Origin of the sequence: Burkholderia sp. BCC0322 (assembly GCF_902833045.1) — a bacterium.
Classification (GTDB): Bacteria; Pseudomonadota; Gammaproteobacteria; order Burkholderiales; family Burkholderiaceae; genus Burkholderia.
In genome coordinates this window covers 254,546-270,377 of sequence record NZ_CADFDU010000008.1, presented here as the reverse complement: position 1 = coordinate 270,377, position 15,832 = coordinate 254,546, and the positions used below count along the sequence as shown (strand labels likewise).

14 protein-coding genes and 1 pseudogene are annotated in these 15,832 nt (G+C 65.2%); 10 read left to right on the top strand and 5 right to left on the bottom strand.

Annotation, left to right across the window (positions count from 1 at the left end):
- Positions 1 to 29: 29 nt before the first annotated feature.
- The 3 genes from HWX39_RS23235 to HWX39_RS23225 form a co-directional block, all read right to left on the bottom strand.
- Positions 30 to 287, bottom strand: a complete 258-nt coding sequence (locus tag HWX39_RS23235) for a hypothetical protein (protein ID WP_021162409.1) — start codon at positions 285 to 287, stop codon at positions 30 to 32.
- A gap of 136 nt (positions 288 to 423) precedes the next feature.
- Entirely contained in the window at positions 424 to 702 is a 279-nt protein-coding gene (locus tag HWX39_RS23230) for a hypothetical protein (protein WP_011351789.1), read from the bottom strand.
- Positions 703 to 923: 221 nt separating this feature from the next.
- Entirely contained in the window at positions 924 to 1,640 is a 717-nt protein-coding gene (locus HWX39_RS23225; RefSeq protein WP_175970181.1) for a YdcF family protein, read from the bottom strand.
- A gap of 157 nt (positions 1,641 to 1,797) precedes the next feature.
- Here HWX39_RS23225 and HWX39_RS23220 point away from each other — a divergent pair, with 157 nt between their 5' ends.
- Entirely contained in the window at positions 1,798 to 2,115 is a 318-nt protein-coding gene (locus tag HWX39_RS23220) for a hypothetical protein (protein ID WP_011351791.1), read from the top strand.
- Between the two features lie 196 nt (positions 2,116 to 2,311).
- Here the strand turns inward: HWX39_RS23220 and HWX39_RS36385 are convergent, their stop codons facing one another.
- Complete coding sequence (locus tag HWX39_RS36385) at positions 2,312 to 2,563, bottom strand: hypothetical protein (protein WP_244135076.1); 252 nt, start codon at positions 2,561 to 2,563, stop codon at positions 2,312 to 2,314.
- A gap of 210 nt (positions 2,564 to 2,773) precedes the next feature.
- Positions 2,774 to 3,160 (bottom strand): annotated as a pseudogene (locus HWX39_RS23210) (transposase); the annotation flags it as partial.
- 431 nt (positions 3,161 to 3,591) lie between these two features.
- On the opposite strand from HWX39_RS23210, the gene HWX39_RS23205 reads away from it, so the two are divergent.
- The 9 genes from HWX39_RS23205 to truB all read left to right on the top strand — a co-directional run bounded on the left by HWX39_RS23205 (position 3,592) and on the right by truB (position 15,753).
- Positions 3,592 to 4,494: a LysR family transcriptional regulator gene (locus HWX39_RS23205; protein ID WP_175970153.1), complete on the top strand. Its 903-nt coding sequence runs from the start codon at positions 3,592 to 3,594 to the stop codon at positions 4,492 to 4,494.
- 75 nt (positions 4,495 to 4,569) lie between these two features.
- The gene (locus HWX39_RS23200) at positions 4,570 to 5,781 is read left to right on the top strand and encodes a pyridoxal phosphate-dependent aminotransferase (RefSeq protein ID WP_175970152.1); all 1,212 of its coding nucleotides are present in this window, start codon (positions 4,570 to 4,572) and stop codon (positions 5,779 to 5,781) included.
- Positions 5,782 to 6,053: 272 nt separating this feature from the next.
- Complete coding sequence (scpB, locus tag HWX39_RS23195; protein WP_175970151.1) at positions 6,054 to 7,085, top strand: SMC-Scp complex subunit ScpB; 1,032 nt, start codon at positions 6,054 to 6,056, stop codon at positions 7,083 to 7,085.
- A gap of 60 nt (positions 7,086 to 7,145) precedes the next feature.
- Entirely contained in the window at positions 7,146 to 8,909 is a 1,764-nt protein-coding gene (gene rluB, locus HWX39_RS23190; RefSeq protein ID WP_175970150.1) for a 23S rRNA pseudouridine(2605) synthase RluB, read from the top strand.
- Between the two features lie 437 nt (positions 8,910 to 9,346).
- A complete protein-coding gene (gene rimP, locus HWX39_RS23185) occupies positions 9,347 to 9,805 on the top strand; it encodes a ribosome maturation factor RimP (protein ID WP_011351796.1) in 459 nt (152 codons plus the stop codon).
- The gene (gene nusA / locus HWX39_RS23180) at positions 9,805 to 11,280 is read left to right on the top strand and encodes a transcription termination factor NusA (RefSeq protein WP_006476166.1); all 1,476 of its coding nucleotides are present in this window, start codon (positions 9,805 to 9,807) and stop codon (positions 11,278 to 11,280) included. The genes rimP and nusA overlap by 1 nt, the downstream gene beginning before the upstream one ends.
- A gap of 91 nt (positions 11,281 to 11,371) precedes the next feature.
- Positions 11,372 to 14,296, top strand: a complete 2,925-nt coding sequence (gene infB, locus HWX39_RS23175; protein ID WP_175970149.1) for a translation initiation factor IF-2 — start codon at positions 11,372 to 11,374, stop codon at positions 14,294 to 14,296.
- Positions 14,297 to 14,408: 112 nt separating this feature from the next.
- On the top strand, positions 14,409 to 14,807 hold the full coding sequence (rbfA, locus tag HWX39_RS23170; protein ID WP_021162402.1) for a 30S ribosome-binding factor RbfA: 399 nt from the start codon (positions 14,409 to 14,411) through the stop codon (positions 14,805 to 14,807).
- 13 nt (positions 14,808 to 14,820) lie between these two features.
- Positions 14,821 to 15,753: a tRNA pseudouridine(55) synthase TruB gene (gene truB / locus HWX39_RS23165; protein WP_175970148.1), complete on the top strand. Its 933-nt coding sequence runs from the start codon at positions 14,821 to 14,823 to the stop codon at positions 15,751 to 15,753.
- The last annotated feature ends 79 nt before the right edge of the window (positions 15,754 to 15,832 follow it).

Below are 15,832 nucleotides of genomic sequence, written 5' to 3'. Positions count from 1 at the left end.
CGACCGGACCTGTTCGGTCGCGGGGTGCGTCAGTGCGACGTGTTGGGTACGTCGAGGATCAGGATGATCGTCCAGTCTGCGTCGCCGTCGTGATGGTACTGGCGCTCTGCGACGATGAACGGTTGCTGCTTGCCTTGCGGGCCGAGGAAAAGCACGTCGCCCTCCATCGGCAGGCACTCGATCGGCGGCAGCGCGAGGAACGCGTCAGCCGAGCCGCGGGGCATCAGTTGCTTGATCTGGCGAGTGGCTGCTTCGGTCCACTCGATGTCGAGTTGAATGTTGCTCATGCTGTCCTCCGCACCGGGGTGCGCACGGGTGGAAAATTTCGGTGCGCGACTTTAGCACAGCGCACGGGCACCGCAACCAAAAAAGCCGAACCCGGTTGCCCGGATTCGGCTTTTCGCTTGTGCGGTGCCGCCGAACTTACTGGCTGGCAGCGTCTGCGGCCTTGGCAGCCTTCTTGCCGGCCTTCTTCGCAGCAGCCTTGTGGTGAGCAGCCTTCTTGCCGTGGTGATGCTCTTCCTGCATCGCCGGCTGTGCGGCTTCAGCCGCTTGCTGCTGTTGCAGCGCCTGTGCGCGTTGCTCGATCTCGGAGATCTTGGCCGGATCGGTAATCGTCTTGATTTCCGTGCTCTCTTGCGCATACGCTGCGCCAGTCAGCGCCGACATCGCAACCAGGATAGCCAGGGACGTCTTCTTCATTGCTTTACCTCCGCTAAGTGGTGATGAACCCGAGTGTTGCCGTTTTGTCTGGCGACTGCAATCGAGTGCGTGTCGAGTGTAACAAAAGTGACGGATCAATGTGCATCGGATCGTGGCGCGACGCAAGGTCTCGTTGAAGTCGCGCAACACTTCGCACGCTTCGTCACGCGCCTGCCATCGTAGCCGCCGTAGTCATTTCCGCTCCGGTTTCCATGCAGCGGTCAGAACCATCCAAACCATCGATAGACATGGAATTGAGCGATGCCGACCAGTTCGTGCAGCGCTTGCGCGGCGTTGACGACATTGAGCCAGCGCGGCAGCCAACCCGTTTGAGCGCGTCGGCGATTCGCATAAACGGGCTGCGGATCGATCCCGAAACGGTGGAAATCGAGCAATGCGCGGCGCATCTGGTATGACGAAGTGACGAGAATGCGTGCGTCGTCATACTGTGAGCGTAGTATAGATGCAGTGAATTTCGCATTTTCGTAGGTTGTGCGGCTATCCGGTTCCAGAACGAGATCCGCGGGCGCGACGCCTTCGGCGACGAGTTGGCGGCCGTATACGGCAGCCTCGGTTTCGCCGTGATTCTGCGGGTCACCGCCAGACATCACCACGGTGCAGCGCTCGGCCCGTTGCCGGCAGGTGCGGTAGAGCGCGGCGATCTTGTGGATGCGGGCGGCTCCATCGGATGGCGGCCGCAGCCCGGAGTCGGTGCGCTTCGTGCCGGCGCCGATGAGAATCAGTGTGGTCCGTCCGTGCATGTCCGGGTGCTCGACGGGTACGACGCCCGCCTCGCTCCAGGCGATCAGCGGCGCGGCGAGCCAGCCCGTCGCGAGCAGCCAGAACAGCGCAACGGCGGCGATCGAGATGATTCGTCGCCGCTTGCGGCAGAGCATGAAACAGATGAAGAGAAGTACAAATGAATCGAACAGAATCAATTTGATTGGGGTATGGTGTCTTTTTATGGACGGCTGACGATCCGGCCCTGACGCGACGCCGAACGTCGGCTTCCAGAATCGGTGGCGGTATCGGCGGGCGGTGACGCCGCCCGGCGCGCCGCTTCGCATTGTCGCTGCACTTTAAGAAAGAATCGAGATGGCCACGTATTCCAATGAAGCGGTGCTCGACGCATTGAGACGAGTGCAGTACCGCCAGGTACCGTGGGCGCGCCGCCCGGGCGTGTTCGAGTATCTCCGTTCGCTCGGGCTGATGGACACGGTCAGGCAGAAAACCGTTGCTCCAGCGCCGGGCTTCCATGCACCGGTCGACATTGCCGTGCTGACCGAAAGCGGTCGAGCCGAATTCTCGCGCCTCGAGCGTGACGAGAAATTACTTTCCTGGACAGATCGCCGCATGGCCGACTACGCATTGAGCGAAGCGAGTGCCGTGGCAATTCTCGAAAGCCGCCTGTAGCGGCCGATCATCCCGCCGCCCGCATCGCCGTGCGGCTGGCGATGCCCCAAAAAAAAGCCCGTATCACGAGGATACGGGCGTACCGGATACTTTTGCTGTTGCCACGCTGTGCTCATGGCAACGTTGTGACTCATCGCGTGCGGCGCAGTTCCCGACTGCGGGTATTTTCTTTGGCGAAATCCCGAATTTGGCAGGACTACGGATGACGCGGTCCGTCGGACGGTTGCGAGCCGATGCGCGCTCGCGCATTGCTGGCGATGTCGCCGCGCAGGTCGCCACGCGGCACGGTCTGCCGGCTGGACGGGTTGGCGGACGGCGGTTGGCGGGGCGTGTTCCGGTGATCCTGCTGGCGATGGGGCGGCTTCGCGCGATCGTCGGCATGGGCTGGAGCGGACAACGCCAGGGAAATGACAATGCCGCATGCAACGAGCAGTGACATTGGTTTCATGGCGGGGCTCCCTTCAAGCCGTCGATGCGGCCTGTTGATATCTCGCTAAGGTAAGCGTGGGAGTGCAGGCTTGCTGTAAATATTGGTAAATAGATGTATCGCGGCACGACAACGGTAATCGACGGCAACGCCGGCGTCGCGAACAAGTCGCGTCGCAAAAAGAAACCGGGCGGCCGAGGCCGCCCGATCGATCATTCGTTACGCCATCTTCACGGGCGCGCGCCAGGATTCCGGGTTGGTCCAGAAGGCGCCGCGCAGCCGGTCGCGGCTCGGCGGTGCAGGCGGCTTCGCGGCGCTTGCGCCGATGCGCCCGCGCAGGGAGATCTGCCGACCGCTCGTGCCGAGTCGCTTCACGATTTCGGCGAGCGTGCCGTCGGCCTGCCATTCGTCGAAGCGACGGCGGCAAGTCGGCGGCGACGGATAGCGGCCCGGCAGCTTCGACCAGCCTTCTCCGGTCGACAGCACCCACAGCACGGCGTTCACCACCGAGCGGGCTTCCACCCGGGGGCGGCCGCGCCGCTCACTCCGTGCGGGTTCCGAGCAAAACAGACCCTCGACCAGCGCCCACTCGTTATCTCTCAAATCGTCGAACAGCATCATGTCCTCACCTCAGCGAAGCTAACTCCGGTGCGCTGCCCTGCGCCGCGCACTCTTCAAGCACTCGATCGTCGAGTGCCGGGTGGGGGCGTCCGGTTGGCCGGCAGCGGCGTTTCTGCTCTTCCGTCCGACGAAACCTGCGCCCTGTGCGTCAGGTAATGCACGAAGCGTGCCATGTCGGAGGTAATTCCCTCGAGAGCCGCTTGGCAGCGAGCTAACGGCTAAGTCAGCTAGGGGCGTATAAGACGCCAAAATAACCCACCAGCAAATCGGGACAATCACCAATCTTGTGCAGTTCGCCCGCACCACGTGCGTTCGCGGATGTATTGCACCGCAGCGAAACATGTGGGGCCGGTGCCTGATTCGCACATCGACGCCGGATTCGCGCATTAAAATCGCGCATCGATATCGACGATTGATGAGGTCATGAAATGAACGTCACGCTGCGCCAGCTTCGCGTCTTCATCGAGGTCGCGCGGCTCAAGAGCTTCAGTCGCGCGGGTGACGAGATCGGGCTCACGCAGTCTGCGGTCAGCCGCTGCGTGCGCGAGCTCGAGGCCGAGCTCGGATTGAAGCTGATTGACCGCACGACGCGCGACGTGCAACTGACCGATGTCGGTGCGAACCTGATCGCGAGCGTGTCGCGTCTGCTCGACGATCTCGACGACACGCTGCGAGAGATTCGCGAAATCGGCGAGCAGCGCCGCGGGCGCGTGATCGTCGCAGCAAGCCCGACGATTGCGTGCCGGCTGATGCCGCGCGTGGTTGCATCGTGCGAGCGCCAGTTTCCGTTCGTGACGCTCGGTTTGCGCGACGACGTGCAGAGCGACGTGTTGCGAAAGGTGAAGTCGAGCGAGGTCGATTTCGGTGTCGTGATCGGGCCGCTCACGGTGGCCGATCTGTTCTGCGAATCGCTGATGACCGATTCGTTCTGCCTGGTCGCGCGCGCCGACCATCCGCTCGCGGCGCGTGCCGAGGTGCCCTGGACGGCGCTGGACGGCGAGCGCCTCGTGCTCCTCGATCATGCGTCGGGAAGCCGGCCGCTGATCGATGCCGCGCTGGCTGCCCATCGCGTCAACGCGACGGTCATGCAAGAGCTTGGGCATTCGGCGACCGTATTCGGACTCGTCGAGGCCGGTGTCGGCGTGAGTGTGCAGCCGTGGCTGTCGCTGCCGCTCCCGGCCGGCTCGACGCTCGTCGCGCGGCCGCTCACGCCACGCACCGAGCGTACGGTCGAACTCGTGCGCCGCCGCGACCGGTCGTTGTCACCCGCTGCGCAGGCGATCTGGGAACTCGTGCGGCAGATGCCTGCGAGGGCGGAGGATCTCGACTGACGCGCTCCGACGCGCGCCAGTCCGGCTTAGGGGCCGGTACACTACGCGGATCGTGTTCCTCGAAGGTGGTTCTCGATGGCGCATTTCGCAGAGTCTTTTCCGGTAGCCGGCGCGCCTGCGGCGCGCGACGCAGTGCACGCGTTGCGTCCGTCGCTGATCCGGGAGGTGGCAAACGCCGGCTTTGGCGTGTCGGACATGCTGCCGTTCTGGTTCGGCGAATCCGATCGCGTGACGCCGAACTTCATCCGCGACGCCGCGGCGGCGGCGCTGCGCGACGGCGCGACCTTCTACACGCACAACCTCGGCACAGCGCCGCTGCGCGACGCGATCGCGACCTACGTCAGCGCTCGTCACGGTGTCACGACGGCCGACACCGTGGCCGTGACGAGTTCGGGCGTGAGCGCGCTGATGCTGGCCGCGCAGATGCTGGTCGGTGCGGGCGAACGCGTCGTCGCGGTCACGCCGCTGTGGCCGAATCTCGTCGAGATCCCGAAGATCCTTGGGGCTCGGATAGAATGCGTCCCGCTCGGCTATGGCGCTGCGGGCTGGCGGCTCGATGTCGGGCGGTTGCTCGCGGCGCTGACGCCCGATACGCGGATGCTGCTGATCAACTCGCCGAATAACCCGACCGGCTGGACGATGTCGCGCGACGACCAGCAAGCCGTGCTCGCCCATTGCCGTCGCCACGGCATCTGGCTGGTTGCCGACGAGGTGTACGAGCGGCTCGCTTTCGACGCATGTGGTGCGGACGGCGCGCCATCGTTCCTCGACATCGCATCGCGCGACGAGCGGGTCGTGGTCGTGAACTCGTTTTCGAAAGCGTGGGCGATGACGGGCTGGCGCCTGGGGTGGCTCATCGCGCCCGCAGCGGTGATGGCTGACCTGGCGAAGCTCGTCGAATACAACACGTCATGTGCGCCGGGCTTCGTGCAGGCAGCGGGTGAAGTCGCACTGCGCGATGGCGAGCCGTTCGTACGGTCGTTCGTTGCGGCGCTGCGCGATGCGCGCGATCACCTGGTTGCCGCGCTGCGTACGCTGCCGGGGGGCGAGGTGCCGCCTCCGTCGGGCGCGATGTATCTGTTTCTGCGCCTCCCGGGCGCGTCAGACAGTCTTGCGTTCTGCAAGACGCTGGTGCGCGAGGCGGGGCTCGGTCTTGCACCCGGGCGGGCGTTCGGCCCGGAGGGGGAAGGGTTCGTGCGCTGGTGCTACGCTTGTGATCCGGCACGACTCGACGCGGGTGTCGAGCGGTTGCGCCGGTTCCTCGCACTCGGCGCAGCTGTCCGCTGAAGCGGGGCCGGAGCGGACGCGGCGCGCGGGTGGCGGCTCGTTCGGCTCATCTTTACGCACCGGGCAATTTTGCGTAATATGGCGCTCAGTCACGCGGTTCCGTCGTTGAGCCGTGCTGTTCCGTCCGGTTTGGGCCTGGCCTGAAGTTGGTTCGCCGCCCCCGGTTCGTGCTCCCATCAATATGACCGATCAGAATCGGGCGAGCGCGTCTTCCGTTCCTTTCGTCTGTTTGTTGATCCGGTTCGTTTGACCACAGGGTCTGGCCTAGCTGCATGAATACCCAAGAGGCGAAGATCGTCCTCGAGACTGCTTTGATCTGCGCGCAGGAACCGCTGAAACTCGGCGATTTGCGCAAGCTCTTTGCCGACGGCGTGTCGGCTGACACGGTCCGCACGTTGCTCGAAGATCTGAAACAGGATTGGTCCGGTCGCGGCGTCGAACTGGTGGCGCTCGCAACCGGGTGGCGCTTCCAGAGCAAGCCGGCGATGCGTCACTATCTGGATCGCCTGCATCCCGAGAAGCCGCCGAAGTATTCGCGTGCCGTGCTCGAAACGCTCGCGATCATCGCGTACCGGCAGCCCGTCACGCGCGGCGACATCGAAGAGATTCGCGGCGTAACGGTCAATACGCAGGTGGTCAAGCAACTCGAGGATCGCGGCTGGATCGAAGTGATCGGTCATCGTGACGTACCGGGGCGCCCGGCGCTGTATGCGACGACCAAGCAGTTCCTCGACGACCTCGGCCTGAAGGCGCTCGATGACCTGCCTGCGCTCGAGGAACCGGCCGCGAACATCGAGGCCGCGCTGCTTGCGCAGCAGGCGATGGATTTCGACGAGGGCATGGCGGTCGCAGGCGACGCAGCGGGCGACGCGCCGCAAACGGATGAGGCATTCGCCGGTCAATCGGCAGGATTGCCGGATGATCCCGCGGCGGACGTCGCGTCGACGCATGAAATCGCGAGCCGCGATACGCTCGATACTGATCGCGGGCAAACGGAACAAATCGAACAGGCTGGCGCCGAAGCAGTGCCAGCCGGTGTGCAGCCCGAGGCGCTGCGCGCGGATTGGAGCGAGGAAGATCGCAAGCCGGCGGCCGAAGCGGTTGCCGGAGACGGAGCGGAAGCGGCCGGCGACATGCCTGGCGAGGCTGGTCGGGCCGACGCCCCCCGTTCCCGTCCTGCGGACGACGAGATGCTGGACGACACGTCCGACAGTCTCGCCGATGCCGTACGAAGCGCCAGTGCACCCATCGGTGCCGACGCGCTGCCTGACGACGAAGCAGAACCCGAACAGCGTCGCGCCTGATCGCGGCCAACTTCTTGCCGCGCCCGCGTCGGGCGCGAGACCTGACATTTTGAGGTTGTTTTGACAGATATCCACGATATTGAATCGTCCGCGCCTGCCGTGCAGGCGGCGCGTGCCGACGATGCACCGGAGCAGGGCGCTTCGGCCGAGGGTGGCGACGAGCGTCCCCGCCGCGGTCTGCGGCGAGGCCCGCGCAGCCTGATCGCGCGGCGTCGCGCGGCGGCCAAGTCGAAGGGCGCCGAAGGCGAACCGCAGGGCGGCGAAGGCGCTGACGCGCAGCCGGCCGAGGCCGCCGAAGCGCAGCAGCCGGCGCGTGCACCGCGCAAGGAAGGTGCGGCCAAGGGTGCTCGCAAGCCGGCCGCCAAGCGCGAAGGTGCTGCGGCCAAGTCCCAGGGCGGCCAGGGCCGTCGCGGTGGCGCATCGAAGGCTGAAGGCGGTGCGGCGAAGGTGGAGGGTGGCGATGCGTCCCAGGACGAGCTGTTCGCCTACGTGACGTCGCCGGCATTCGACGCCGACAACTCCGCGGGCGGTAGCGGCGTGCGCGCGCCGATGCTGCGTCGCGGCCGCAACCAGCCGGCGAACAAGCGCGTGCTGTCGCCTGACGACGACGCGCCGAAGCTTCACAAGGTGCTGGCGGAGGCGGGCATGGGCTCGCGCCGCGAAATGGAAGAGCTGATCGTTGCCGGCCGCGTGTCGGTGAACGGTGAGCCGGCGCACATCGGCCAGCGCATCATGCCGACCGACCAGGTGCGGATCAACGGCAAGCCGGTCAAGCGCAAGCTGCCGAACAAGCCGCCGCGCGTGCTGCTGTACCACAAGCCGACGGGCGAGATCGTCAGCCATGCGGATCCGGAAGGCCGTCCGTCGGTGTTCGACCGCCTGCCGCCGATGAAGACGGCGAAATGGCTCGCGGTGGGCCGCCTCGACTTCAATACCGAAGGTCTGCTGATGCTGACGACTTCGGGCGACCTTGCAAACCGCTTCATGCACCCGCGCTACAGCGTCGAGCGCGAGTACGCGGTGCGCGTCGTCGGCGAGCTGGCCGAAGGCATGCGGCAAAAGCTGCTGCACGGCGTCGAGCTCGATGACGGCCCGGCGAACTTCCTGCGCATCCGCGACGGCGGCGGCGAAGGCACGAATCACTGGTATCACGTTGCACTGGCCGAAGGCCGCAACCGCGAAGTGCGCCGGATGTTCGAGGCGGTCGGCCTGATGGTGAGCCGCCTGATCCGCACGCGTCACGGCCCGATTCCGTTGCCGCGCGGCCTGAAGCGCGGTCGCTGGGAAGAGCTCGACGACACGCAGGTGCGCAAGCTGATGGCGACCGTCGGGCTGAAAGCGCCGTCCGAGGAAAAGGGCAAGCGCGGCGCTGCCGGCCAGGCCGAGCGACGCCAGCCCGATCCGATGCAGACGTCGATGGGCTTCATCAGCCGTGAGCCGGTGCTGACGACGCACGGGCAGCTGGATCAGCCGCGTCGTGGCGGTGGTCGCCGCGGCGGGCCGGGCCTGCCGGGCCTGAGCGGCTACGGCAGCCTGCCGGTCGCGCCGTCGGGCTACGGCAATCGCGCCGGCGGCGGTCGAGATGGCAACCGTGCGGGCGGAGGTGGGCGCGATGGCAATCGCGTCGGCGGTGGCCGTGGCGATGTCGACGGCAACCGCGCGTCGTATGGTGCAGGCCCCAAGCGCGACAGCGCGGGCCCCAAGCGCGGCGGCAGCAAGGGCGGTAATCGCAACCCGAACGGCAATCGTGCCGACGGCGCCGGCAACGGCGGCGGCCCACGCGGCGGTCAGCGTCCGCAGCGCAGCCGCACGCGTAGCCGCTGAGCATTCAGGCATGCGGTGCAAGGCCGTCGGCGTGCCGGCCGGTCTTGTCGACGCGAGGCATCGCGTTTATTGCTTTCGGCTGTATATATGTCGCGCGGCGCTGGATGGCCGCCGGCATGACCGATTACCGGCATGCGTCGATCGCGCCGGTTGATCGAACAGCCCGATTTCGCTTTTTTGGGCCCGTAAAGGCAGTCGACACGCTGCTTTTACCGGCTGGCTTGGCGTTTGCGCCAAAAATCGCTATAATCGCGAAGTCGCTGGGCGTACGGATTCAATGTGCGGCTCAGGTGCGACCACCAGTAAGAAGATGGGCGTTCCGCCCATTTTTTTTTGCTGAAACGGTTAGGCATCTCGGGTAGCGCTTCCTGCGCCGGCTAAGGCGCGCGCCCGCGGGTGAATCGCGAGCGGCGGGCGCGAACACCTGAGAGGACACTGTGCAACTGACGGAACTGATAGAAACCACGGTCACCGGGCTCGGCTACGAGCTGGTGGATCTCGAGCGCACCGGGCGCGGCATGCTTTGCATCTATATCGATCAGCCTGCCGGCATCTCGCTCGAAGATTGCGAAAAGGTCACGCGTCAGCTCCAGCACGTCTTGACGGTCGAAAACATCGATTACGAACGGCTCGAAGTCTCGTCCCCGGGGCTCGACCGCCCGTTGAAGAAGCTGGCCGACTTCGAGCGCTTCGCCGGCAGCGAAGTTTCCGTGACCTTGAAAAAGCCGCTGGACGGGCGCAAGACGTACCGGGGCATTCTGCACGCGCCGAATGGCGAAACGATCGGTTTGGAATTTGAGGGGAAGAAGGGCGAGGCAGCCATGCTGGATTTCACGCTGGCCGATATCGACAAAGCCCGCCTGATTCCGCAAGTTGACTTTAGGAGCCGCAAATAATGAGTCGCGAAGTGTTGATGCTGGTGGATGCGCTGGCGCGCGAGAAAAACGTCGACAAGGATGTGGTGCTGGGCGCCCTCGAGGCCGCGCTCGCGTCCGCTTCCAAGAAGCTGTTCGACGAAGGCGCCGAAATCCGCGTCCATATCGATCGCGAAAGCGGCGAGCACGAAACCTTCCGTCGCTGGCTCGTCGTGCCCGACGAGGCAGGCTTGCAGGAGCCGGATCGCGAGATCCTGCTGTTCGAAGCACGTGAGCAGAAGCCCGACGTCGAAGTCGGCGAGTATGTCGAGGAACCCGTTCCGTCGATCGAGTTCGGTCGCATCGGCGCGCAGGCCGCGAAGCAGGTGATCCTGCAGAAGGTGCGCGACGCCGAGCGCGAGCAGATCCTGAACGACTACCTCGAGCGTGGTGAAAAGATCATGACGGGTACGGTGAAGCGCCTCGACAAGGGCAACTTCATCGTCGAGTCGGGCCGTGTCGAGGCGCTGCTGCGCCGCGACCAGCTGATCCCGAAGGAAAACCTGCGCGTGGGCGACCGCGTGCGCGCGTATATCGCGAAGGTCGACCGCACCGCGCGCGGCCCGCAGATCGAGCTGTCGCGTACGGCGCCCGAGTTCCTGATGAAGCTGTTCGAGATGGAAGTGCCGGAAATCGAGCAGGGTCTGCTCGAGATCAAGGCGGCTGCTCGCGACCCGGGCGTGCGCGCGAAGATCGGCGTCATCGCATACGACAAGCGGATCGACCCGATCGGCACCTGCGTCGGCATCCGCGGTTCCCGCGTGCAGGCCGTGCGCAACGAGCTCGGTGGCGAAAACATCGACATCGTGCTATGGTCGGAGGATCCCGCCCAGTTCGTGATCGGCGCGCTCGCGCCGGCAGCTGTCCAGTCGATTGTCGTCGATGAAGAAAAGCACTCGATGGACGTCGTCGTCGACGAGAACGAGCTGGCTGTCGCGATTGGCCGCAGTGGTCAGAACGTTCGCCTTGCAGGCGAACTGACCGGCTGGCAGATCAACATCATGACGCCGGACGAATCCGCCCTGAAGCAGGGTGAAGAGCGCGACCGGCTGCGTGCGCTGTTCATGGCGCGTCTCGACGTCGACGAAGAAGTTGCCGACATCCTGATCGACGAAGGCTTCACGAGCCTGGAAGAGATCGCGTACGTGCCGCTCAACGAAATGCTCGAAATCGAGGCGTTCGACGAGGACACCGTGCACGAACTGCGCAACCGCGCACGCGACGCGCTGTTGACGATGGCCATCGCGAACGAAGAAAAGGTCGAGAACGCAGCGCTGGATCTCAAGAGCCTCGACGGCATCACGCCGGAGCTGCTCGCGAAGCTGGCCGAACACGGCGTGCAGACGCGCGACGATCTCGCCGAGCTGGCTGTAGATGAACTGGTCGACATGACCGGAATGGAAGAGGATGCCGCTAAGGCGTTGATCATGAAAGCACGTGAACATTGGTTCCAGTGAGAAATGACCATGGCGCACTGATTTGATGGCGGCCGTATGGCCTGACCCGATGCTAACCGCAAGGAATCGGTCCTTGCACTAAGAGGAATGAATGGCGAGTAACAACGTAGCCCAATTTGCCGCGGAACTGAAAATGCCTGCTGGTGTGCTGCTCGAACAGCTGCAGGCAGCGGGCGTCCAGAAAGCGAGTGAAGACGATGCGCTGTCCGAAACGGACAAGGCGCGTCTGCTCGATCATTTGCGCAAGTCACACGGCGCAACCGACGGCGACAAGCGCAAGATCACGCTGACCCGCAAGCATACGTCGGAGATCAAGCAATCTGACGCGACGGGCAAGGCTCGCACCATTCAGGTCGAGGTCCGCAAGAAGCGTACGTTTGTCAAGCGCGACGACGTGAGCGAGGGTGCGGAACAGGGTCAGGCGCAAGTCGCCGAAGCGGACGACGATGCAGAACTGAAGCGTCGCGAAGAAGAGGCGCGCCGCGAGGCCGAGCTGCTCGAGAAGCAGGCGCAGGAACTCCGCGAGCGTCAGGAGCGCCTCGAGCGCGAGGAAGCGGAACGCCGCGCCCGCGAGGAGGCGGCCGAAGCCGAGCGCCGTCGCGCCGAGGAAGAAGCGGCGGCGAAGCGTGCCGCGGCCGAAGCTGCGGCGGCACAGCAGCAGGCGGTCGCGCAGCAGGCCGCTGCAGCCGAGCAGCAAGCGGCGCCTACGCAGTCGCAGTCCGCGCAGGACGAAGCACGCGCAGCCGCCGAACGTGCGGCGCAGCGCGAAGCGGCGAAGAAGGCTGAAGACGCTGCCCGCGAGGCGGCCGACAAGGCGCGCGCCGAGCAGGAAGAGATCAGCAAGCGCCGTGCGGCGGCGGAAGCCGAAGCGCGCGCGATTCGCGAAATGATGAACACGCCGCGTAAGGCCGTGGTCAAGGCAGTCGAGCCGCCGAAGCCGGTCGAGCCGCCGAAGCCGGCCGAAGCGAAGGGCACGCTGCACAAGCCGGCAAAGCCGGAAGGTGCGCAGGCGCGTCCGGCCGTGAAGAAGCCGGCTGGCGCAGCACCGGCAACGACGCAGGCGCCGGCAGGTGCGGGCGACCGCAACAAGAAGCCGGGCGCAGGCAAGGGCGGCTGGCAGGACGACGCGGCGAAGCGTCGCGGCATCAAGACGCGCGGCGATTCGAGCGGCGGCGTCGACCGCGGCTGGCGCGGCGGCCCGAAGGGGCGCGGCCGTCACCAGGACAGCGCATCGTCGTTCCAGGCGCCGACCGAGCCGATCGTGCGTGAAGTGCACGTGCCGGAAACCGTTTCGGTTGCCGATCTCGCGCACAAGATGTCGATCAAGGCCTCCGAAGTCATCAAGGTGATGATGAAGATGGGCCAGATGGTCACGATCAACCAGGTGCTGGACCAGGAAACGGCGATGATCGTCGTCGAGGAACTGGGCCACCGCGCGGTTGCCGCGAAGCTCGACGATCCGGAAGCGCTGCTCGTCGAAGGCGAAACCGGCACCGACGCAGAGCAACTGCCGCGTCCGCCGGTCGTCACGGTGATGGGCCACGTCGACCACGGCAAGACCTCGCTGCTCGACCACATCCGTCGTGCGAAGGTTGCCGCGGGCGAAGCGGGCGGCATTACGCAGCACATCGGCGCTTACCACGTCGAAACGCCGCGTGGCGTCATCACGTTCCTCGATACGCCGGGCCACGAAGCGTTTACGGCAATGCGTGCACGCGGCGCGAAGGCGACCGACATCGTGGTGCTGGTGGTCGCCGCTGACGACGGCGTGATGCCGCAGACGAAGGAAGCAATCGCCCACGCGAAGGCGGGTGGCGTGCCGATCGTCGTCGCGATCAACAAGATCGACAAGCCGGAAGCGAACCCCGATCGCGTCAAGCAGGAGCTGGTCGCGGAAGGCGTCGTGCCGGAAGAATACGGTGGCGATTCGCCGTTCGTGCCGGTGTCGGCAAAGACGGGCGCAGGCATCGACGATCTGCTCGAGAACGTGCTGCTGCAGGCCGAAGTGCTGGAACTGAAGGCACCGGTCGAGGCGCCGGCCAAGGGTATCGTGATCGAAGCGAAGCTCGACAAGGGCAAGGGCCCGGTCGCGACGATCCTCGTTCAGTCCGGTACGCTGAACCGCGGCGACATCGTGCTGGCGGGTACGGCCTACGGCCGCGTGCGTGCGATGCTCGACGAGAACGGCAAGCCGACGAAGGAAGCTGGCCCGTCGATCCCGGTCGAAATCCAGGGTCTGTCGGAAGTGCCGGGTGCGGGCGAGGAAGTGATCGTGCTGCCGGACGAGCGCAAGGCGCGTGAAATCGCCCTGTTCCGTCAAGGCAAGTTCCGCGACGTCAAGCTTGCGAAGCAGCAGGCCGCGAAGCTGGAAAGCATGCTCGAGCAGATGGGCGAAGGCGAAGTGCAGAACCTGCCGCTCATCATCAAGGCGGACGTGCAGGGCTCGCAGGAAGCGCTCGTACAGTCGCTGCTCAAGCTGTCGACCGACGAAGTGCGCGTGCAGATCGTGCACAGCGCGGTGGGTGGCATCAGCGAAAACGACGTCAACCTCGCAACGGCATCGAAGGCTGTCATCATCGGCTTCAACACGCGTGCGGATGCACAGGCGCGCAAGCTGGCCGAGTCGAACGGCATCGACATCCGCTACTACAACATCATCTACGACGCAGTGGATGAAGTGAAGGCGGCAATGTCGGGCATGCTGGCGCCGGAGAAGCGCGAAGTCATCACCGGCATGGTCGAGGTGCGCCAGGTGTTCAAGGTGCCGAAGGTCGGTACGGTCGCTGGCTGTATGGTCACGGACGGTATCGTCAAGCGCTCGTCGTCGGTTCGCGTGCTGCGCAACAACGTCGTGATCTTCACGGGCGAACTCGAATCGCTGAAGCGCTTCAAGGACGACGTGAAGGAAGTGAAGCAAGGCTTCGAGTGCGGTATGTCGGTGAAGAACTTCAACGACGTCATCGAAGGCGACCAGTTCGAAGTCTTCGAAGTGACCGAAGTCGCGCGTACGCTGTAATCGTCGCGCATCGGCTCATGGGCGGGGCAGGCTTGGGCCTGTCCCGCCCATTTTCATGGTGGCGTGCCAACACTGGCCGCCGCTTCATCCTGATAAAGGATACGGATCGATCATGTCCAGGAAACGGACTTCCCCCAATCGCAACGTTCAGATCGCCGACCAGATTCAGCGGGATCTGTCCGAACTCATCATGCGCGAGGTCAAAGACCCGCGCATCGGCATCGTGACCATCCAGAGCGTGGAGCTGACGCCGGATTACGCACACGCGAAGGTCTACTTCACTGCGTTGACCGGTGATCCGGCCAAGACGCAGGAAGCGCTGAACCACGCGTCGGGTCACTTGCACAACCTGTTGTTCAAGCGCCTGCACATTCATACGGTGCCGACACTGCATTTCCACTACGACCAGACGATCGAGAAAGCCGTGGAAATGTCGCGCCTGATCAAGGAAGCGAACTCGACGCGCGCGAAGGACGACGACGAGGCCGACGCGGCCACCAAGGACGACTGAGCTCGACCGGCCTATGACGACTGCAGCATCCCAACGTCCGCGCGTGCCCCGGCGCGTGCTGGACGGCGTCCTCCTGCTCGACAAGCCGGTCGGCCTGTCGAGCAACGACGCGCTGATTCGCGCGAAGCGCCTGCTGCTCGCGAAGAAAGCCGGTCACACCGGCACGCTCGATCCGCTGGCTTCGGGCCTGCTGCCGCTGTGCTTCGGCGAGGCGACGAAGTTCTCGCAGGATCTGCTCGAGGCGGACAAGACCTACGAAGCAACGATGCGGCTCGGCCAGCGTACGGCCACCGGCGACGCGGAAGGCGAGGTGATCGACACGCGGCCCGTCGAATGCGATCGCGCGGCGGTGGAAGCCGCGCTCGTCCGCTTCACCGGCGAGATCGTACAGGTGCCGCCGATGTATTCGGCGCTCAAGCGCGACGGCAAGCCGCTGTACGAATATGCGCGCGCGGGGCAAACCGTCGAGCGGGAGGGCCGCAACGTGACGATCCTCGCACTCGCGCTGCTCGCGTGCGAATTGCCTGACGTGACGTTTCGCGTGACCTGCAGCAAGGGCACGTACGTGCGCACGCTGGCGGAGGATATCGGCGAGGCGCTCGGTTGCGGTGCGCATCTGACGATGCTGCGTCGCACGGGCGTCGGTGCGCTGACGCTCGAGCATGCGGTGACGCTCGATGCGCTGTCCGATGCGGACGACGCGTCGCGCGATGCGTGGCTCCAGCCGGTCGACGCGTTGTTGTCGAGGTTTCCGCTGGTTCGTCTCGATGAGACCAGCGCGAAGCGGTTCCTGCACGGCCAGCGTCTGCCGCTGTCGGCGCTCGACCCGATCGATGCGGCCGAAGGTGAGCGTGTGCGTGTTTACGACGCGACTCGGCTGCTCGGTGTGGCTCGCAAGGCGAGCGGCGTACTGGCGCCGGAGCGGCTCGTCGTCACGGCGGCCTGACGCAGCCGAGCGAACGCGCGCCCGTCGAAATGAAAAAGCCCGGTCGACCGGGCTTTTTGTTTGCGTTCAGGCTACGTGC